Raw genomic sequence first — 20,925 nt, forward strand, 5'->3', positions numbered from 1 at the left:
GTTGATTTTGGGATACTGTATTAAATTCTAAATCTTACAAACTGCTAAATAAAAAATAACAGTAGACATTTTATAGCCATCCAACATTTTTAATTAGACAGTGTAAATGTTGCCTTTAAATCTGCATCAGAATTTGTACCTACAAATACTTCGAAATCCCCTGGCTCTGCTACAAAATCAAGATTATAGTTATAGAATTTTAAATCTTCAATTGAAACAGAAAAATTAACCGTTTGAGTTTTACCTTTATTAATCATCACTTTCTTAAACCCTTTTAACTCTCTTACTGGCCTAGTTACAGAACCAATAACATCTCTAATATAAAGTTGAACCACTTCTTTTCCATTATAATTGCCAGAGTTAGTAACATTAACAGATATATTTATTTTTTCATTTTTAGATATACTGGATTTATCTAATTTTAAATTACTATAACTAAAAGTTGTATAACTTAAACCGTAGCCAAAAGGATATAATGGTTCATTGCGAACATCTAAATAATTACTTCTAAATTTCTCAAATTTCCCTTCTTTATTTCCAAGGGGACGCCCCGTGTTTTTATGATTATAAAAAATAGGTACTTGACCTACATTTCTAGGAAATGTTGCTGTTAACTTTCCTGAAGGATTAACATCACCAAACAAAACATCTGATATTGCTAAACCAGCTTCACTACCAGGAAACCAAACATTAAGTATTGCTGGAACGTTTTCATTTTCTTCAACAATAGCGAGAGGTCTTCCTGTGAACAAAACTAAAACTACTGGCTTTCCTGTTTTTAGCAACGCGTTTAATAAATCTTTTTGTACTTGTGGAATTTGAAGATTAGTTACACTACTACTTTCGCCACTCAACTCTGCAGATTCTCCAATAGCAGCAACAATTACATCTGCTTTTTTTGCTATTAACAAAGCTTCATCTAATAATTGTTTATCGGTTCTATTATCACGAGGTATATCTTTACCAAACATGGTAATTCGTTTTTCATAATCTAAATCATAATCCACATTACTTCCTTTAGCATAAAGAATATTAGCTTTATCACCAATTACTTCTTTTAAACCATCTAAAACTGAGTTAGATTTTTCTTGCTCTGTAGCAACACTCCATGTTCCAGCCATATTTTCTCTTGTGTTGGCTAATGGCCCAACTAAAGCTATGGTTCCTGATTTTTTAAGAGGTAAAAGCTGATTTTCATTTTTAAGAAGTACCATAGATTCTGACGATACTTTACGAGCAAATGCTTTATTCTCTGTTGTGAAAATTTCAGATTTAGCTCTGTTTTCATCACAATATTTATAAGGATCATCAAACAAACCTAATTGATATTTTGCAATTAAAATACGTTTTACTGCAGTATCAATATTAGCTATAGATACTTTGTTTTCTTCCAATGATTTTTTAAGCGTAGTAAGAAATCCTTCGCCAACCATATCCATATCTACACCAGCATTTAGAGCTAAAGCTGATGCATCTTGTAAATCTCCTATACCATGTTCTATCATTTCATTAATACCCGTATAATCTGTGACTACAAAACCATTAAATTTCCAATCTTCTCTTAATAAGTCTGTAAGCAACCATTTGTTACCAGTTGCTGGTACGCCATCTATTTCATTAAAAGAAGCCATTACCGAGCCTACACCAGCATCAATAGCTGCTTTGTATGGTGATAAGTATTCGTTATACATTCTTGTACGACTCATATCTACTGTATTGTAATCTCTTCCTGCTTCTGCTGCTCCATATAAAGCAAAATGTTTTACACAAGCCATCATAGTTTTATTTTGTTTTAAATCTGTGCCTTGATAACCTTTAACCATAGCTTCTGCAATTTTACTACCTAAGTAAGCATCTTCTCCAGAACCTTCTGATATGCGCCCCCAACGTGGATCACGTGAAATATCCACCATTGGAGAAAATGTCCAATTTATACCATCGGCAGTTGCTTCCTTTGCTGCCATTTGAGCGGTTTTTTCAATCATTTCCATATTCCAAGACGTAGAAAGCCCCAGTGGAATAGGAAATGTTGTTTGGTAACCATGAATAACGTCCATTCCAAAAATAAGTGGAATTTTTAATCGGCTTTTTTCAATAGCTATTTTTTGCATTTCTTTAATACTTGCAACAGTTTTAATATTGAAAAGTCCCCCAACTAAACCCTTTTCAATTTTACTTCCTATATCAGAATTTGTAGCCTGACCAGTTGTGAATTGTCCAGCACTAGGTAAGTTTAATTGTCCTATTTTTTCTTCTAGAGTCATTAAGTTTAAAATAGAATCAATTTTAAATTCAAATGGATTATCCTCTAAGGTGCTACTAGATTTAGTTTGATTTGAATTGCAACCTATAAAAATTAAGGCAACAATAAATATTGAAATAGTTTTTGTATTGATTAGTTTACTCATTTTTAATTTTTAGATTTTGAAAATAACCAAGTTAAAAGTTCTGGTTCAGCTAAAGCAGAATCCCAACTATTGTGATTATCATTTGCATATAATGTAAAATTAGGCTTTCCTCCTGCCTTTAAATAAGCGCTTACCATACTTACAGATAATTGTGGATCAACAATATCATCATTCGCGCCGTGAAATACCCAAAGGTCTGTTTTATTAGCATATTCCATAACACTTTCAGGATTTCCACCTCCACAAATGGCAAAAGCTGCTGCAAACATATCTGGCTTACGAGAAAGGATTTCAAAAGTTCCCATACCTCCCATAGAAAGACCTCCTACATAGATTTTTTCTTTATTTATAAAAGGTTTTTCTAAGTAATTATCCATTAAATCCATCACTAAATTCAATGATTTTGTTGGTTCTTCTTTGACTGGATAATTAAATGAAATAGGCTTAGTATTTCTATCTAATTCTGCATTTGACCAATAACCTTCTTTTGGGCATTGAGGAAAAATAACTATAGCAGGAAAAGCTCCTCTATTCATGTCATTAAGAAATAATTTACTACCATTTACTAATTGTGATTCATTATTGCTTCCCCTTTCTCCTGCTCCATGTAAAAATAAAACTACTGGATATTGCTTTTCTTCAGAAAAATTCTTTGGTAGCAGCATTCTATACTGTAATGTATCATTGTCATTTAAATATAATTCGTATGAAAACTCATTATTTTGTGCTTTCAGCATATTAGAAAGACATAGAAATAATAACGTGACAAAAATTTTGTATTTCATTTTTTAAATCATTTAATAATTAAAACCTAGAGTAGCTAAACCCTTTTGAACATCTGTATTTTGCATGAATAAATTCCATAATAAACCTGTTCTATAATTTTCAATCATAATAATTTGTGGTCCTTGATCAATGGCTAAATAAGCATCTGCTACCCAAAAATTGTAATGCGGGCTAAAGGCATCATAAAAACCAGCTACACCAAATAGCTTATCTTTTTTCTGATAGAGATAGTGCATTACTTTTAAAGATTCTGAAGGTGTATAAGGAATTGAACTAATTGCAGCCGTAGGCGATATAACACCTGTATCATTTGTAGGACTATGTGCTGAATATCCTATTGAGCCATCACTATTTCTAGAATAACTTGCTGTTAAACCCCAACAATCTTCTCCATAATCATAATAGTTATTAGGATTAGAAATACAATATTGACGGTTTATTTTTGTATGATTTACTACAAGGTTCCAATAATTCGCATATTGATCCGTTAAATTTGTTGGATTTAGTCCTAGAAAAGAATAATGACTAAAAAACAAAGGACCTCCAAGATTTGAACCTCCTGCATGATTTAAAACTAATGGGAACCCATATTGTGAACTTGAAGACACAATACTACCATCATTTGCCCAACCCTTTTCATAAGCTGTTTTTGAGATAGAATAATCTGGTGATGCTGCAGCTAAAACATAAGCGATCATAGTTTCGTTATAACCTTTTAGTTTAAGGTTAATTTCAAAACCATTATTTGGACTCCAGTGCCAATATAAAGCATCTTGATTTTGTGTGTACCAGTTCCACTCAATACCTTTCCAAAGGGAATCTGCTAAGTCAGACAAGGATTTTTCCTCGGTAGAACCTTTTTTAAAATATTCCTTAACGCAAATTAATCCTTGAGCTAAAAAAGCAGTTTCAACAAGATCGCCTCCATCGTCTAAGGCACTAAACGGAATAACATTTCCTGTTCCTCCATCTATCCAATGTGGCCAAGCGCCATGAAAACGATTGGCTTTTTCTAAAAAATCTAAAATTTTATTTAATCTTGTAACAGCTTCTGCTCTGTTAACATATGTTCTTTCTATCCCTACCAATATAGACATTAATCCAAATCCTGTACCTCCTGTTGTTACTACATTTTGATTTAAAGTTGGATTCGTTGGATGGTAGCGTTCTTTTGCTGCTCCAGAATTTGAATTTGCGAAATCCCAAAAGTATTTAAATGTTTCTCTCTGCGTTAAATCCATCATTTCCTCATTGGATAATGGCTCAATAACTGGTTCATCATCACTAGGAATGTAAGGTTCTTGATAACCTGGACCACTGTCTGATCCGCAAGAAAATAAGATAAGTGCTATAAATATGATATAATAAAATCTATACATTAATTATTATTTTGTTTATGAGTTTTAATTGTAAAACCCAATTTTTTTAATCCAGTTAAGACATCCTTGTTTTTCATAAATAAATTCCAAAGTAACCCTGTTCTATAATTCTCAATCATCACAGGTATTGGGCCTTGATCTATAGCTAAATATCTTGGTAAACACCAATTATCTTGCAAACTAAAAGCATCATAAGGCCCATATTTACCCACGAGAGAGTCATGATTATAATAAATATTTTTAAGCATTTCCATACTTTCATTTGGTGTGTAAGGAAATGAGGACAGTGCTGCTGTTGGAGAAATAACGCCTAAATCTGCACCAGGTCTATGACCAGCATATCCCTTAATTGAATAACTTGATGTTAATCCCCATAAAGTACTGCCATAACCTTTAAATTTTTTAGGATTATCTACAGCATATTTATAATGAATTTTTGCTTGGTTTTGTGTTAGTTTCCAATAGTCTGCAAACTGATCTGATAAATTATTTGGGTTTAACCCTAAATATGAATAATGAGCCCAAAACAAAGGACCGACTTGAGATTCGTCATGTTCAAAATAATCTAAAACTAGTGGTTCACCATAAAGGGAATCTTTAGATACAATAGCCCCATTTCTAGCCCAACCCTTTTCGTAAACCGCTTTTGTTATAGAATGAGTAGGCGAAGCCGCTGCAAGCACATACATAATTAAGCATTCATTATAACCGCCAACAGGAAAATTCATATCCCAATTATATTCTGGAGACCAATGCCAATAAAGTACATCTTCACCTTTAGTATACCAATCCCATTCAACTTCTTTCCAAAGTTTATCTATTTTTGAAACGAGATCTTGCTCTTCTTTAGAACCTTCTTTAAAATACTCAGAAACTGTTAATAATCCTTGTACTAAAAAAGCAGTTTCAACCAAATCTCCTCCGTTATCTTTTTTGCTAAATGGAGTTACATTCCCTGTTTCACCATTAATCCAATGTGGCCAAGCACCATGAAAACGATCTGCTTTATCTAGAAAATTCACGATTTTAAGATATCTACTTAATGCCTCTTCACGTGTAATAAACCCTCTTTCTATGCCTACTAATATTGCCATTAAACCAAAACCACTTCCACCTGTTGTAACTGTATTTTTAGGTGATGTTGGATAAATGTTATCCATATGTAATCGCTCTCTTGCTAAACCAGAATTTGGTTCTGCACCTTCCCAAAAATAATTTATGGTTTGTTTTTGTATTGTATCCAACAATTCATTTTCCTTCATAGGAATTAAATTATTTTCAACTTTAGATATAAACTCTTTCTTTTTTTTACAAGAAAATAATATGATTACAATACTAAAAAAGAAAATTATTTTTAGTCTATGATATGTCATCTTAATAAAAATTTTAGAAATTTAGCTGTATTAGATTAATACAGCTAAATTCAAATTAAACAAACAACTTCTAAAAAACTACAACTAAAACTTTAAAAAGTATTTCTTTAAAGTTTTAGTTCTTATAATTAGTTATCGTCCATTATTGCTTGTATTTCATCAACAGTTAACACCTTATCAAAGAGATATAGTTCATCTATTTCACTTAAATCTGACAAATGCCCCCAACCTATAAATCCAGGTGCTCCTGAACCAATTGAAACATTAGTACAACCTGCCCAACTTATTGTTTTATCAGTCATGTCTCCACTATTAGTAACTGCTACACCATTAAAATAAATTTGTGTTGCAGTTTCTGAGACAGTGAACGCAATATGAACCCACTCTCCTGCAGTAACATCAATGACATCTCCGTCATTCCATGTATCTCCATTATCTGTACCAAGGTGAAGTTTTATTCTTTGTTCAGTTGTACTCCCTTCTCTAAAAAGCCTAAAACCTGATGACAAATCATTATCTGCGCCATTCATTGGAGGTGCAACAGTTAAAATACCTGCTCTATCTGGTGTTCCATCTACTTTGTACCAAAATGCACCACTAAATTGATTATTAAATAAATTATCTATTGGAAATGATAAATAGGAGTCTGTTGCTCCTAAGTAAGCATCAGAACCTACAGCGCTTTCTCCTGCAAAACTTGGGGTACCAACTACTGTTGGCACTGAATTAGAATTCTGTTCTGTATTACTACCATCAAAAGGCATATATAATGTTGATCCAAAATAAGGAGCAACATAATCACCTCCTACAATAGCAATAACCTCATCACTAGTAAGTGCTTTATTAAAAAGTCTTAATTCATCAATTGTACTATTGTCTGATAAGTGATTCCAATAACTAAATGTATCGCCTCCGGCACCTATTGTAAGTTGCTCACAACCTGTCCAATCTATTGGAGCTGTCATATCTGAAGATCTTACTTCTACTCCATTTAAATATATTTTATTTTGAGAATCTGAAATTGTCATTGCGATATGAACCCATTCTCCAGCTGTAACATCAATAACATCTCCGTCATTCCAACTTTCTCCAGTTCCCATACCTACATTAAGTTTAATTCTTTGCTCAGTCGCACTTCCTTCTCTAAACAATCTAAATCCTTGGTTTCTGTTTTCAGGAACATCATTTCCAACAACTAAAATTCCTGCACGATCTGCTGTAGCATCAACTTTATACCAGAATGTTGCACTGAATTGATTGCTTAATAAATCTCCTGTAGGATGTGTTAAATAAGAACCCGTTGCCCCTAAATAAGCTCCTGAACCTTCATAAGATTCACTATTAAAGCTTGGCGCTCCAACTGCTGTTGCTGCTGTTCCTCCAACTAAATTAATATAAGTATTATCAAAAGGCATGTAAAAAGATTCACCATCATATAAAGGCACATAAGGATTAAAAGAATTAATCATTATTTGAATATCTGATTGCGTTAGCGCTTTATTAAAAATTCGTAATTCATCAAAAGCACTACTATCTGATAGATGGTTCCAGTAACTAAACGTATCACCTCCAGCACCAATTGTTAAAGGCCCAACACCAGTCCAATCCATAGGAGCTTCTAAAGTTCCACTATTCATTTCAATACCATTAAAATAAATTTTACTTTCAGTTTGAGAAATTGTAAATGCAACATGAACCCACTCGCCTGCAGTAACATCAATAACACCTCCATCATTCCAACTTTCTCCAGTACCTGTTCCTACATTTAATTTAATTCTTTGCTCTGTACCACTACCTTCTCTAAATAATCTAAATCCTTGTTGACGATCATCAGCATTAGCTCCTGCTACCAGAATTCCAGCTCTATCTGGAGTTCCATTTACTTTATACCAGAAAGCTGCACTAAATTCATTGCTTTGCAAACCATCAGTTGGGAATGTTAAATAAGAATCTGTTGTTCCTTTATAAGCATTAGAACCTGCATAACCTGAGCCAGAATAACCAGGTGAGCCAACTTCATCAGCTAAATTAAACCCAATTAAATCTCTATAATCGCCATCAAAAGGCATATATAATACTTCTCCATCAAATAATGGACTATATGGTGGTTGTTTACTAAAATTAACATCCACTGATGTTGTTTTACCTTCAATATCTGTAGCTGAAATAGTTAATACATGTTCTCCATCAACTAAATTATCATAAGTGAACTCTTCAAAAACTATCCGATAATCTTTAAAATCGTTAAAACTTTTTATTTCTGAACCATCTAAAATTGCAGAAATGGAGGCTACCTCAATATCATCTGTTACTTTAAATTTCACATCAATTGAAGTTATTTCTTCAAAGACTTTTATAGTAGTTCCTTCTGAAGGTGACATAATTTGCACCACCGGAGCAGAAGCATCAACACCTGGTGCTACTTCTGTAATTGAATCTATTCCATCATTGCATGATACTATGGGAAGCATTATGAAAAGACCTATTATATATTTTAAAATATTTTTCATCTTAATTTAGTTTAAATTGTATTAGTTCTCAAGTGGTAAAAGATCTAATTGATCTTGTGGATATGGCAAATATTCTGCCTCTGCAGTAAATGTTCTACCATCATAACTTAACTCGTCATATTTGTTTAGTCTAATCATATCGAAATAACGAATTCCCCATTCCATACCTAGTTCTGCAAATTTTTCATCCATCACATCGTCAGTAGTTACTCCTGCTATAGGTGTCATATTAACTCTATTTCTAATTAAATTAACTGCTTGATCTGCTGTCATACTTCCACCACTTGCGCCTTGAGTTAATGCTTCAGCATACATGAGTAATATTTCAGCATATCTTATAACTATAAAGTTTTTACTTGAACCATAATCATTTCTTCCAGTTGTTAGTTGATTAGATGGTAAATAATGTTTGCCACTTGCAAACATTGCTCTTGCATAATCGTTAAAAATATCGCCATCCGGAGTTACATTAGAAATATAACTAGGTAATGTTGTATAATCAGGATCTAACATTATTTCGTCTATACCACGAGGTGTAAAACAAACGCTTGTTACTAAACGAGTTTCATCATCTCTATCTATCATAAACTTAATATACTTTAAGCTAGGCTCATAAAAACCCCAGCCTGGAGATGCTGTTGTTACAATAGGCGTCCAACTTGCAGGACCAAATGGTGCATATAAATGATTATTAACATCACCCGAATCGGAATTATAATCTGAAAATTGTAATTCAAATAAATTCTCATTACTATATTGACCAGGTTTTTTAAATAATTCATAAAAATCTGGATATAATGAAAACTTATTTGAGCTAATTATCTGGCCTGTTACATCTGCAACTATTTGATAGTTTTCTAATTCTAAATTTGCCAAAGCCTTTATTGCTAAAGCAGTATATCTTGTAATACCTCCTGGAATATCTGTTCTTTCATTAGGTCTCATATCTGGCAAGAAAGGAATTGCCTCATCCATTAAGTCTGAAACATATTCCATAACTTCTTCTTTAGTTTTAACACCTTTATCTATATCTTCAGAAACATTTGAAGTTGTTATAATAAAAATATCTGACCATAATCGAGACATTTGCAAATGTTGAAAACCACTCAATACCTTTGTTTCTGCTATATATTGATCGGCTAAGTCAATATAGTTACCTGCTGCAAACTCCTTGTACTTCTCTATTGTTTCACGAGAATTTACTATATCTGTTATATCTCCATAAAAGTTTTCCCAAACTTGATTAAACATCCAATAGCCATTATCATAACTAAAAAGATCTGCGTTTGTAAATCCGCCTTGTGCATCTCCAACACCTCCCGCATTAACATCGTCTCCTCTAACCCCAATTAATAATGGATCTTCCCATCCTCTTGAATACGTTTCAGAATAAGCTCCAATTAATGGTAATACCATATTTTCAGAGAGAGTGAAATCTAAATCATCAGCAGAGAGTTGTCCATCATTTTCTTCTAATTTCTCACTACAGGACAATACAGTAATAAACATCACTAACAACATTGTTAGCAATTTCAGTAATTGTTTTAATTTTTTCATATTGCTAATTTTTTAAATTTTTATATTAACACCAACAGTATAAATTGCTGGTACAGGATATGTTTGTCTATCAATTCCATCTGCAACTTCTGGATTAAATCCATTATATTTAAAAGATGTAAATGGTCTTTCTGCCGTAAAGGTTATTTTGGTTTCTGGCATATTCTTTCCTAACAATGCACCAGATGGTATTGTGTATGCCAATTGTATATTTTGAATGCGAAAAAAAGAACCATCTTCTACAAAAAATGTACTCATTTTTTGGTTCCACAACTTTCTCCTACCTGCTGAAGATGGGTATGAATTACTCGTACCTTCTCCATGCCATCTATTAATGGCTAAATCGGCATCCATATTAGTATCATTTGTAAATAAAACTTCTCCTCTTTTTCGGTTAAGTATTTCATTACCTGTTTGACCAAATACTGCCAATGAAAAATCAAAGTTCTTGTAAGAAACTTGGAAATTGCCACCATAACTAAATGAAGGTAAGTATGATCCTAAAACAACTCTATCATCTGCATCTATATCTCCATCTTCATCTGTATCTTTAAATATTAAATCTCCAGGTACTAAATTATTTGCAACAGCAATTGGATCATTTTGCACTTCGGTATCATTTTGGTAAACACCCACAACTTCCCATCCAAAAAATGCTTCTATTGGTTCTCCTACCATAGATCTTTGGCGAAATTCTGCTTGACCTGTATCGAAATAACCAGAAGCGCTATTTATCTTTGTAACCTCATTGTCTAATGTTGCTATATTACCGCTTATTGAAAAATTCCAATTATCATTAATAGATTGATTCCAATTAGCTGATATTTCAAGACCTTTATTTCTCATTTCACCAACGTTCTCTAATACGGTATTACTAACTATTGGTTGATCTACAGGTATAACTAATTTTTTTGTGTCTCTTATATAGTAATCTGCTTCTAGTGACAACTTATTCTGAAACATTCTTGCACTTATACCTATATTAGTTTCTTCTAAAATTTCTCGTTCTAAATCGGTAAAATTACTTGAGCTAATAATCCCATTTGTACTCACATCTCCTATATCTGTTGTTACTTGAGAAACAGTTCTAGTTCCTGCACTACCGCCTAAAGCTCCATTTGCTAACTGCCCCCAACTTGCACGAATTTTCAAGAAATCGAATATGCCATTATCTTGCATAAAATCTTCTCCAGAGATAACCCAGCCAACACCAACTGTTGGAGTTGTTACCCAAATTTCTTTTGGAAACTTTGCATCACCTTCACGTCTTACTGTAGCATTTAGAAGATATTTGCTTTTGTAATTGTATTCTAATCTTCCAAAGTATCCTAAAGCATAAAAACGATCACCTATTTCTTCTACTTGATTACTAAATGATGTAGGATCTGCAAAATCTAAATACCAAGAACTCTCTAAGCCAATACCTTGAATATCCTTTCCTGTAGCCTTTAATTTATTATATTGCTCATCTCTATAAGAAGAACCTACTAATAAAGTTACGTTATGATCTCCAAAGTTTTCTTTAAAAGTTAATGTATTATCCCATATTTGATTAGAGTAGATTTGTTCTTGTCTTATTATAGTTGATGTTTCTCTTTGTGAATTTCCAGAAATAAAATATGGCAGTCTTACATTACGTTCAGAAATCGTTGAATAATCATGCCTATAAGATGTTTTAAAAGCAAGCTTATCTGGTATAATTGAATATTCTAAATATAAACTTGCCAGTATTTTTCTTATTTTAAGTTGATTATCATTAAATCTCATTACTGGAAACGGGTTTTGAGAACTGCGATAACCTATTTGCGTTGCATCTGAAAAAGGAATTGGTGTTGCATTTATATTCAACTCATCGTATACTGGTAAAATAGGAACAGCAAAATAAGCTTGAAACCAAGCGCCATTTTCAGCATTATATTTAGTAGCATTACTAAAAATGGCATTGGTTCCCATTTTTAACCTTTCAGATAATTTAACATCTACATTAGATTGAATATTAAAACGTTCATAGTCATTTTTCATATCCAAAATCCCATCTTGAGAAAAATAGTTTGTACTCACACCATAAGTTACAGATTCGCCTCCACCAGACACGCCAATACTATGACTCATTATGGGTGCAACTCTTAAAACCTCCTTATACCAGTCTGTGTTAACATCTGGTATATTTGGATTAACTCTACTTCTACCATAACGTTGCATGGCGTTTTCCACAAATTGAATATCTGCATCTGAGCCTGACTCATATGCCATAGTCACAAATTGTTCAGCATTAGCCAGCTTTACCACATTTTGTGCAGCTTGAAAACCGGTATAGCCATTATATGTAAATATTGGTTTTTGATTAAACTTACCTGTTTTAGTTTCAATAATTATAACACCATTAACACCCTTTTGTCCAAAAATTGCAACAGAGGATGCGTCTTTTAAAACTGAAACAGTTTCTATTTGACTATTATCTAAAAAATCAATATTGTCGTAAAACATCCCATCAACAACATAAAGAGGGTTGGTGTTATCTCCATTATTATAAGATGAAACACCACGAATTCTAACAGTTGGGGAATCACCTGGTGAACCTGAGCTTGTTACCTGTAAACCAGCTACCTTACCTTGTAAGGATTGCATAACATTACTATTAGGTGTTTTTTCGATGTCCTCTGCCTTAATAGTAGAAATGGCTCCTGTTAAATCTGCTTTTTTCTGGCTACCATATCCTATTACAACCACTTCGTCAAGGGAAGCAATATCTTGTACTAAGGATACATTAACCGTAGTTTGGTTTTGGATAGTAACAGATTGAGAAATAAAACCAAGAAAACTAAACTCTAAAGTTTCTCCTCGGTTTACATTTATTGAATAATTACCATCAAAATCTGTACTTACACCTCTAGTTGTTCCTTTTACTATTACATTAACACCTGGTACAGGCATATTATCATCGGTACTTACAATAGTACCATCAATCAATATATCTTGTGCAAAGGCATGAACTGAAAATAGAAAAATCAACAATAAAGTAAATATTGTTTTCATATAGTCTTATTTAAAAAGTTAGTTTCTACTAAGTTAAAAACTATATAAGTATATGGCAAAAAATGACGTACACATAAAATACGCCATAAAATTTAAAACGTCTACAAAAGCTTATTGACGTATGTTGCAACATGTATATTTATTGATGAATAAAGGAAGTATGCCTGCAATGACGTGGTTATGACGTATTAAAAAAATAGTGATTTTAATAATTTAAAGGGGTGTTTATTTAAAATTTCGTAAATAATCTACTAATGAATCATCATTATCCAAATTTAGCTTGCGTTTTAGTCGATATCTATGCGTTTCTAACCCTCTGATTGAAACATTCATCAATGGCGCAATTTCTTTAGTTAGTAAATTCATTTTTATGTAAGCACATATTTTTAAATCTTTATGTGTGAGTTTTGGAAACTTATTTTTTAATTGATTAAAAAATTCTTCATGTACTTGATTAAAATTATACTCGAATATTTGCCATTCATCTTCATGACCAATTGAACTATCTATCTTCTTTAATAATTTTTTGTAAGCTAAACTGTTTTGAAAACTCTCTTCACTTTTAGTAAGTTCATTTTTAATTTCTAGCATAGATTCATTTTTCTTTACCAATGCCATAGCTGTATTTGCAAGTTGCTTACTTTTTAATTTCACTTCGGTTTTCAATGATTCATTTTTAAGTTGTACTATTTTTTTATCATTTTCTATAGCCTTTTCTTTTAGTAATATTTCTTGTTCTTTTTTAAGTTTTTGGTGAAGCAACTTGTGTTCTTTAGTAATTTTGCGTTTGTGCATCCAATAAATAATTAAACCTGCAAAAATTGTTATTATAAAATAGAAAAAACTGTTTTTATACCATGGGGGTAAAACCCTTAACTGAAGTGTTTTTATTGGTGATGTTTCTCCAGATATATTTACAGACCTAAAATTTATGGTATAATCATCATTACTTAAGCGTGAAAGCTCTAATTTCTCATTCTCTAAACGATTCCAATTCAATACATCTGAGCTTAAATTTGATAATGAATATTCAAAAAATTGGTTACTAAGACTTGGTGATGATATTGATATACTAATACTTTTATTAAAAGGGAGTTCATATGGATCTAAATCGTTAATATCCACTAAATTTTTAGCGATTTCAACACGCTCTATAATTGGTTTTTGTAACGAATCCCTTAATATTTTATGATTAGCATTATTAATAAGCATAAAGCCGCCATAAAGGTTTAATGTATATAGTGAATCTTGTATTTGAGAAACACTTTCTGCATCAACCACCAGCCTTTTTTGAAAAAGCTTACTAGGGAGGTTTATGTTGGTTTCACTATTAGCCAAAGAAGAAACAAAACTTATTTTATCATTTTTATTTTTCGTTACAAGTAAATCTGTATTTGGTTGCGAAATAATATTAGTATCAACTCCAAATTTTTGATTTAATAAATCATTAGGAACAATACTATCAATTAAAGCTTCATATTTTTGCCATCCTTCATTAGTCTTAAAGCAAATATCATTTTTAATATTAAATACTCTTACATTAAAATCTGATAAAAGTCCTTTATCTTTATAATCAACTATTTCAATAATTTTCTCATATTCTTTATCAAATTTTACTCTAAACACGCCTTTATATGCATGTGCAACCCAGGCTGTAAAATCATCTTCAAATACTAAATATTTTATTGGAATTGTTGTTTCTCCCATATGTTTTACATCCCAATTGCCATTAATATATTTATACCTAACTAAGCCAGCATACGTACCTTGTACAAAGACATTTTTGTGCTCTGGAACTTTTTTAATAACCCAACCACCAGTAAAACTTGATATTTTTTTTAATTTATTATCTTCTACTAAAAAGGTTCCATTATTATGCCCGCAAAACAACTGATTATTTATTTCTATTAAATCCCAAACTTGCCCCTGTGAGTCTTCAATAAAATTAAGCTTGTTATCCTTTTCATTTAAATAAAACAACCCTGTATTACTACCAACATATGTTCTATTTTTATACTTAATAATATCATAAACAGCTCCTAATTCCCCAGAATTGTCGTTAAATAATAAATAATTGTAATCTAAATCTATTGCTGTAACACCATTATCTAAACCTACCCAAAGTTTATTCTTTACACTTGTGCATAAACTTAAAACTGTACTATTTTGAAGGCCATTTTCCTTTCCTATATGGAATAATATTTCTCCCGAACTATTAGTAATATATAGTCCGTTTTTAATAGTACCAAAAACCATATTCTCGTTTTTTAACTCTAAAAACTTATTTAGTTGGTGCTCTTTAATTAATCCATTAATCTGTGGCTCCCAAACTTCAAGATTTCCTTTGTTATATAAAAAACAACCATGTAAAGCTGTAGTAATTAGTAACTTATCATTTAATTTTGATACAGATATTACTTTGGTGTCTTGGAGCCCATAAGTGTTTTTTAATGGGTTTAAAGTTTCATTTTGAAGTGTAAATATGCCATGCTCTAATGTTGAAATGTAAATTACATTCTCTACTTTACTACAGGAAATTATTGTAGATTCTGGCTTAACTTTAATAATTCTACCTTCTTTATATATGTATAGATTTGAAAATGATCTAAAATATAATACGTCGTCAATATTTAATATTTCCCAAAATTCTTCATCCAACGAATCGTTACTTTTATTAAAATCACTTAATGATGTATAAGCTAAAATGCCTTTTTTGGTTTTTTTCCAATACCCAAATTCCTCATAAGATCCTGTATAAATAAAATTATCTTTTACTAATACAGATCTTATAATTGTTTTATTTGGTAGTTGATAAAAGTCCCATTTAACACCATCAAACTCTAATAAACCTTTATCATTAGCTACATAAAGCTTTCCGCTTTCTGCAAAAGAAACTCCCCAGTTTTGGTTACCGGCATTAAATTCTGTTAAAGAATAATTTTGAAAAAAAGGTGTGTATTGCGCATAAAACTTACCACTTAGCAGAAAAAAACAAAATATTATAAAACCTTTTTTAAAGCTTACTCCCATAATTAGTTTAAGTATAATAAATATCTACTTAAAACAAATCTAATGAATTTAATATATCTGTTTAAAATTAGTAAATAGAAGTAGTATACTTTTGATAAGACAAAGTATAAAACAAAAAAGCCTGAAAAATATAATTTTCAGGCTTTTAAAATTTTAAAGTCGGGGTGGCAGGATGATAACTAAACTGCCACTATGCTGTAAAATCAATACTTTAAGAAATAGACTAAAACAGTGTGAACCGAATTGTAGACCTATTAGTTAGATTGAAATAGTATTTTTTATCTGAACGTCTTACTACAAATTTACGATTTTAACTCCATTAAAACCAGTCAATTTGCATCAAATATTATGATTAATCTATTAAATATTTGTTGACAATTTCTTCTTCTATTCCGCTGTATTCAACGAATTCTTTTATTGTAACGAATTGGTAAGATTCTTTTCCAAAGTAGTTTTTAACATCATTTAAAAGCTTACGACCATAGCGCTCACTTCTTCCAGTGATACGCTGAATGTCTTTTGGATATATACAAGCTCTTTTTTGATTCATGATACTTTATCTATGCTTTATCTAAACTTAAAAGCATGCTTTATTATTTTATGATGATGGTGATGATGCGTTGTTAAAATGTTGACAACACGATAGTGTTATCAATATTTTAATGACGTTTTTGGTTTTATCGGAATGTATGACCAAAAACGGAATTTGATTTTTTACAACAAGCCATAAAGTTACGTGATTTGAAATATTAATCAAAAAACGAATTATTATGGCAAAACAAACTGGAATTATTAAACTAAAAGGAACTATTGGCGGTATTTCCTTTTACAAAACGACTGATGGACATTTAGCACGCGAAAAAGGTGGTGTAGATGCTAGTCGTATTGCGAACGATCCTGCGTTTCAAAGAACGCGTGAAAATGGATCTGAATTTGGAAGAGCTGGAAAAGGTGGTAAAGTATTACGAAATGCTATTCGTGTGCTTTTGCAGAATGCAAAAGATAAACGTGTTGTAAGCAGATTAACAAAAGACCTTTTGGCTATTGTTAAGACAGACACAACCAATGAAAGAGGATTGAGAACAGTACAGGACGGTAATTTAAGCTTAATGGAAAACTTTGAATTTAATTTGAATGGTAAATTAGGCGCAACTTTATTTGCTGCATTTACAAAAGCATTTGATCGTGTTACTGGTGATGCAACTTTAAACATTGCTGCATTTTCTCCAACTGTTAGAATTGCAGCTCCTACAGGAACGACCCATTTTAAGGTTGTAATGGGTGCTTCTGAATTGGATTTTGCAAATGAGACCTCAACATTTGAAAATGATGAGACTGCCATTCTACCTTACTCTGCTGCAGATACTGCTGCAATTGCCTTAACAGCTTCATTGACTGCTAACTCAACCCTTCCTGTTGTACAAGTGATGGGTATTGAGTTTTATCAAGAGGTTAATGGACAAATGTATGCCCTTAAGAATGGTGCTTACAATGCTTTAGCTGTTGTAATTGTAGATACTCCATAATTATGGAATTAGTGTTGCATAGAGCTTATTTTAAAGAGGGTACCAATGGTACTCTCTTTAATTCTTATAGATTTCTTTGTCATACCATCGAGTTGCCCTGGAATAATAATAAGCGAAATATCTCCTGTATTCCTGAAGGACAGTATAACATAGAACCTCGTTTTTCCAAACGGTTTAAGCATCATCTGATTTTGAAGGATGTGAAAGGTAGAAGTTTTATTCTATTTCATCCTGCTAATGATGCCTTAAAAGAGCTTCAAGGGTGTATTGCTCCAGTAACATATTTGAGTGGAATTGGGAAAGGTGTTTACTCTAAAAATGCTATGCAAAAACTGTTGTCTTTGGTGTATCAAGCTAAAGACCGAAAAGAACCTATTTTATTAACCATTAAATCACAAAATTATGAACATTGTAGAACGTTATAAAAAACCAACTCCAAAATTCTTTAAAACTTTACGAAATATTGGCATTGCATTAGCTACTGCGGGTGGTGCTATCATAGCTGCTCCAATTAGCATGCCCGCTCTTGTTGTTACTATTGCTACTTATATGACTGTTGCAGGAACTGTTGCTACTGCAGTAAGTCAAGCAGTAGTTATAGATGATGAAAACTCTGAAACAGATGAGGCTAACAATGGATTATAATACCAAATCTGCCATTATTGGTGGTACATTTTTTTCATCAATAGCGAATATTGGTGTTGAGGATTTGATTACCACCATAGTTTTGGCTGTTGTTGGTGCTATTGTGAGTTTCTTTGTTTCCCTACTACTTAAAAAGTTAATTACTTTTCTCGGGGCAAAGTGTCGTAGGTGGAAGTGATTATTGATGTTGTAGCGGTTGGAAAGATAAATAAAGGGCATTTGATAAAATGCTCTTTTTTTATGAGCGGTGTTGAGGTGGGTAAATGAAATGAGCGATTCCCTGATAAGGGGTTGAGCGAATGTAATGCATCCTACCGCAGACACATGGCAAACATTAATAATTACTGTAACCTACACCGCTGAAAAGGGTGGTGGGGAAAAGTGGCAAAGTTGTTTGTTCTACACTTCAATTGAAGTTCGGAATTGAGCGTCGGGATAGCGGATATTTTACATAATGGCGTTATAGTACAGAAAATGAATGAATGCTACTATAACAGCGCGTTATGTAAACATAGCTTTGGGTAGTTTTTGGTGTGAGGGTTGGAAACAGCTCTTTGCTTTTTTGTTTTACCTATTTTCTATAAATAATTCCTCTAAACGAAACAAGCAATGTGCTGTGTGAGGGTTGGCAGCCAAAAACTACAAGCGCGTTGGCGAGCGGAACAAACCAAAAGACAGAGGATTTTGAGGAACGAGAAAACTGGGTTTTGGTTTGTGGGGAATTCAATCAGGAATCATTTACGGTATTTTCTAACTTTAAATCTTCATTTATTTTATGTATGGCCAATATTAGTAGCTTCAACAAAATATAGTAATCTCTTTCGTGTTCGTCAACTGATTTAGAATTGCTCCCGTGTAGGTATTTATTTCTTAAATCTAAACCATTTGTAAATTCCTTTTTGTTTAGGTAATAATTAAAATAACGTCTTTCTTCTTGTGTAAAAAAACTATCATCAAAAAACACTAAACCATTCGTTTCCATCACCAATATTTCGTTTCTAACTCTATCGGGATAATACCAATAATTTAGAACACCTTGATAGTGTAAAATACTAATTATGTAAACTAAATTGTTATTATGGATTTTTACAAAATTATCACTGCTTTTGAATAATATATTCTTTGATATTAAATAATTAATTTCTGGGGTCTGATACCTCTTAAAATCAGAATATAAAACATCTTCTTTAGTCAATAACTCGTATAGATTTTTGTGCTTACTTTTGAATTTTTCTGTATAAAACAAAGAAGATTGGTCCGAAAAGAAATCATATTTTAATCTTGAGAAATCATCCCCCTTTCCATATACATATTTTTGCTTAATCTTACTTTTAATTTTACTGTAATAAATAGGTTCTGAACTGAATTCTAGCAATTCAAAATCTATACTGTTATTCTCTACGTAAGATTGATATTGTTTAATTAAAAATTCTAACTCGGGGGCTAAACTTCTAATTTTTTCTTCATAAGAAGTTTCTTTTGTTGGGAACTTAATTCTTAAACCATTGATTGGAAAAATTTGATTTAAATATTCGTTAACAACATAATTCAAGGAATCTTCAATATAGATATTATGGGTTTCAAGGTATTTGGCGTATGATATTATTTGCAGATGGGAAATCAAACTTTGTCTATGAAAACTGAAGCTAATATGAAACTCATTTTTTGATCGCATTAATATGCTCTCTAATGTGTCTACTTCACTTTCTTTATAAACTAAATCAATACACCCTTGGAAATTTATAAAATTAAATAAATGACTGAAATTTTTATAAATACCTATAAAACTTTTTGTGGCATTTAGATAATCTTCACTGTAATTATATATCAACCTTCTATTCTCTTTATCAAAAGAAATATTACTTGGCTCTTTTTGATCTTTTGAAATAGAAACCCCAACTCCTTGGCTTAAAACATTACCATCCTTAAGCGCTTCATCATTCAACTGTTTAGCTTTTTTCTTTGCTAACAATTTTGTTTTATTAGATAACTTAATAGTTTTTGAGTTTACTATCAGTTTAATATAATTTAAGTTAACATCAGAATAATTAATGTAATCTAAAATTAAATTTTCTTTATCTGAATCATTTAAAGAATTAGGAAAGTACAAGGGTTCTTTTTCCCTTCTTTCAGCTTCTTCATAAAATGATAACAATATTTCTGCTGAAGCTGTATTATCAATAAAATAGGCTCTAATTTTTTGAGAGAAGAAATTAACTATATTTTGCTGTTTCAAAAGTGGCCTAACCCCAAAACGATTATTTTTAGTAATTTTTTCAAATGTTTGTTTGTTTATTTTTTTATAGACATTAAACTTATTCGTTAGTAACCAAAAGGAATCATAAAAACCATAATCAACTTCTTCAAACAGGCTAATTATATTTTCATTTTCAATATTATTTAACCAAAATTGTTTTGTAGCTTCTAGAAGTATTAACGCTTTAGATTTATAATTTTCTTTCTCATTTTCTGACCAACTTAATAAGAATAAATCATTTTCAAAGTATATATTAATTTCGTAGAATTCTATATAATCATTTATTGAATAATGGTTCTCTTCACTATAAGAATTTAAAACCTTTTCCGTTTCTTTCAATTGAAGTCCACTGGCCATATCATTTTTAGAATAAAACTTTACTCGATTACGTTCTTTTTCCATCTTAACACCTACTGAA

General features: G+C 31.6%; 13 protein-coding genes. 3 read left to right on the forward strand and 10 right to left on the reverse strand.

Annotated elements, in window-relative coordinates:
* Window positions 1–89: 89 nt before the first annotated feature.
* The 9 genes from bglX to BT151_RS15475 form a co-directional block, all read right to left on the reverse strand.
* On the reverse strand, window positions 90–2,408 hold the full coding sequence (gene bglX / locus BT151_RS15435) for a beta-glucosidase BglX (RefSeq protein ID WP_072403259.1): 2,319 nt from the start codon (window positions 2,406–2,408) through the stop codon (window positions 90–92).
* A gap of 2 nt (window positions 2,409–2,410) precedes the next feature.
* Window positions 2,411–3,193 carry a carboxylesterase family protein gene (locus BT151_RS15440; protein WP_072403260.1) on the reverse strand — a complete coding sequence of 261 codons (783 nt, stop codon included), beginning with the start codon at window positions 3,191–3,193 and terminating at the stop codon, window positions 2,411–2,413.
* Between the two features lie 12 nt (window positions 3,194–3,205).
* On the reverse strand, window positions 3,206–4,573 hold the full coding sequence (locus BT151_RS15445; RefSeq protein ID WP_072403261.1) for a glucoamylase family protein: 1,368 nt from the start codon (window positions 4,571–4,573) through the stop codon (window positions 3,206–3,208).
* Entirely contained in the window at window positions 4,573–5,946 is a 1,374-nt protein-coding gene (locus tag BT151_RS15450) for a glucoamylase family protein (RefSeq protein WP_072403262.1), read from the reverse strand. The genes BT151_RS15445 and BT151_RS15450 overlap by 1 nt, the downstream gene beginning before the upstream one ends.
* Window positions 5,947–6,074: 128 nt before the next feature.
* Window positions 6,075–8,456 carry a LamG domain-containing protein gene (locus BT151_RS15455; RefSeq protein ID WP_072403263.1) on the reverse strand — a complete coding sequence of 794 codons (2,382 nt, stop codon included), beginning with the start codon at window positions 8,454–8,456 and terminating at the stop codon, window positions 6,075–6,077.
* A gap of 21 nt (window positions 8,457–8,477) precedes the next feature.
* Window positions 8,478–10,013, reverse strand: a complete 1,536-nt coding sequence (locus BT151_RS15460) for a RagB/SusD family nutrient uptake outer membrane protein (protein ID WP_072403264.1) — start codon at window positions 10,011–10,013, stop codon at window positions 8,478–8,480.
* Window positions 10,014–10,025: 12 nt separating this feature from the next.
* On the reverse strand, window positions 10,026–13,049 hold the full coding sequence (locus BT151_RS15465; protein ID WP_072403265.1) for a SusC/RagA family TonB-linked outer membrane protein: 3,024 nt from the start codon (window positions 13,047–13,049) through the stop codon (window positions 10,026–10,028).
* Between the two features lie 225 nt (window positions 13,050–13,274).
* Window positions 13,275–16,079 carry a helix-turn-helix and ligand-binding sensor domain-containing protein gene (locus tag BT151_RS15470; RefSeq protein WP_072403266.1) on the reverse strand — a complete coding sequence of 935 codons (2,805 nt, stop codon included), beginning with the start codon at window positions 16,077–16,079 and terminating at the stop codon, window positions 13,275–13,277.
* Window positions 16,080–16,431: 352 nt separating this feature from the next.
* Window positions 16,432–16,629, reverse strand: coding sequence for a hypothetical protein (locus BT151_RS15475; protein WP_072403267.1), 198 nt, complete (start codon window positions 16,627–16,629; stop codon window positions 16,432–16,434).
* Window positions 16,630–16,849: 220 nt separating this feature from the next.
* Here BT151_RS15475 and BT151_RS15480 point away from each other — a divergent pair, with 220 nt between their 5' ends.
* Genes BT151_RS15480 through BT151_RS15490 form a run of 3 tightly spaced genes read left to right on the forward strand, consistent with a single transcriptional unit; the run spans window position 16,850 to window position 18,250 of the window.
* Window positions 16,850–17,605 (forward strand): hypothetical protein, encoded by a 756-nt coding sequence (locus BT151_RS15480; RefSeq protein WP_072403268.1) that lies wholly within the window; start codon window positions 16,850–16,852, stop codon window positions 17,603–17,605.
* Between the two features lie 2 nt (window positions 17,606–17,607).
* Complete coding sequence (locus BT151_RS15485) at window positions 17,608–18,030, forward strand: DUF5675 family protein (RefSeq protein ID WP_072403269.1); 423 nt, start codon at window positions 17,608–17,610, stop codon at window positions 18,028–18,030.
* On the forward strand, window positions 18,008–18,250 hold the full coding sequence (locus BT151_RS15490; RefSeq protein ID WP_072403270.1) for a hypothetical protein: 243 nt from the start codon (window positions 18,008–18,010) through the stop codon (window positions 18,248–18,250). The genes BT151_RS15485 and BT151_RS15490 overlap by 23 nt, the downstream gene beginning before the upstream one ends.
* 727 nt (window positions 18,251–18,977) lie before the next feature.
* Here BT151_RS15490 and BT151_RS15500 read toward each other — a convergent pair.
* Window positions 18,978–20,909, reverse strand: a complete 1,932-nt coding sequence (locus BT151_RS15500; protein ID WP_072403272.1) for a hypothetical protein — start codon at window positions 20,907–20,909, stop codon at window positions 18,978–18,980.
* Window positions 20,910–20,925 lie beyond the last annotated feature (16 nt).

It is taken from the genome of Flaviramulus basaltis, assembly GCF_900114265.1.
In the GTDB taxonomy this organism is placed as follows: Bacteria; Bacteroidota; Bacteroidia; order Flavobacteriales; family Flavobacteriaceae; genus Flaviramulus; species Flaviramulus basaltis.

Coding starts and splice junctions, on each gene's coding strand:
- bglX (WP_072403259.1), bottom strand. CDS start 2,408: ATGAGTAAACTAATCAATACAAAAACTATTTCAATATTTATTGTTGCC.
- BT151_RS15440 (WP_072403260.1), bottom strand. CDS start 3,193: ATGAAATACAAAATTTTTGTCACGTTATTATTTCTATGTCTTTCTAAT.
- BT151_RS15445 (WP_072403261.1), bottom strand. CDS start 4,573: ATGTATAGATTTTATTATATCATATTTATAGCACTTATCTTATTTTCT.
- BT151_RS15450 (WP_072403262.1), bottom strand. CDS start 5,946: ATGACATATCATAGACTAAAAATAATTTTCTTTTTTAGTATTGTAATC.
- BT151_RS15455 (WP_072403263.1), bottom strand. CDS start 8,456: ATGAAAAATATTTTAAAATATATAATAGGTCTTTTCATAATGCTTCCC.
- BT151_RS15460 (WP_072403264.1), bottom strand. CDS start 10,013: ATGAAAAAATTAAAACAATTACTGAAATTGCTAACAATGTTGTTAGTG.
- BT151_RS15465 (WP_072403265.1), bottom strand. CDS start 13,049: ATGAAAACAATATTTACTTTATTGTTGATTTTTCTATTTTCAGTTCAT.
- BT151_RS15470 (WP_072403266.1), bottom strand. CDS start 16,079: ATGGGAGTAAGCTTTAAAAAAGGTTTTATAATATTTTGTTTTTTTCTG.
- BT151_RS15475 (WP_072403267.1), bottom strand. CDS start 16,629: ATGAATCAAAAAAGAGCTTGTATATATCCAAAAGACATTCAGCGTATC.
- BT151_RS15480 (WP_072403268.1), top strand. CDS start 16,850: ATGGCAAAACAAACTGGAATTATTAAACTAAAAGGAACTATTGGCGGT.
- BT151_RS15485 (WP_072403269.1), top strand. CDS start 17,608: ATGGAATTAGTGTTGCATAGAGCTTATTTTAAAGAGGGTACCAATGGT.
- BT151_RS15490 (WP_072403270.1), top strand. CDS start 18,008: ATGAACATTGTAGAACGTTATAAAAAACCAACTCCAAAATTCTTTAAA.
- BT151_RS15500 (WP_072403272.1), bottom strand. CDS start 20,909: ATGGAAAAAGAACGTAATCGAGTAAAGTTTTATTCTAAAAATGATATG.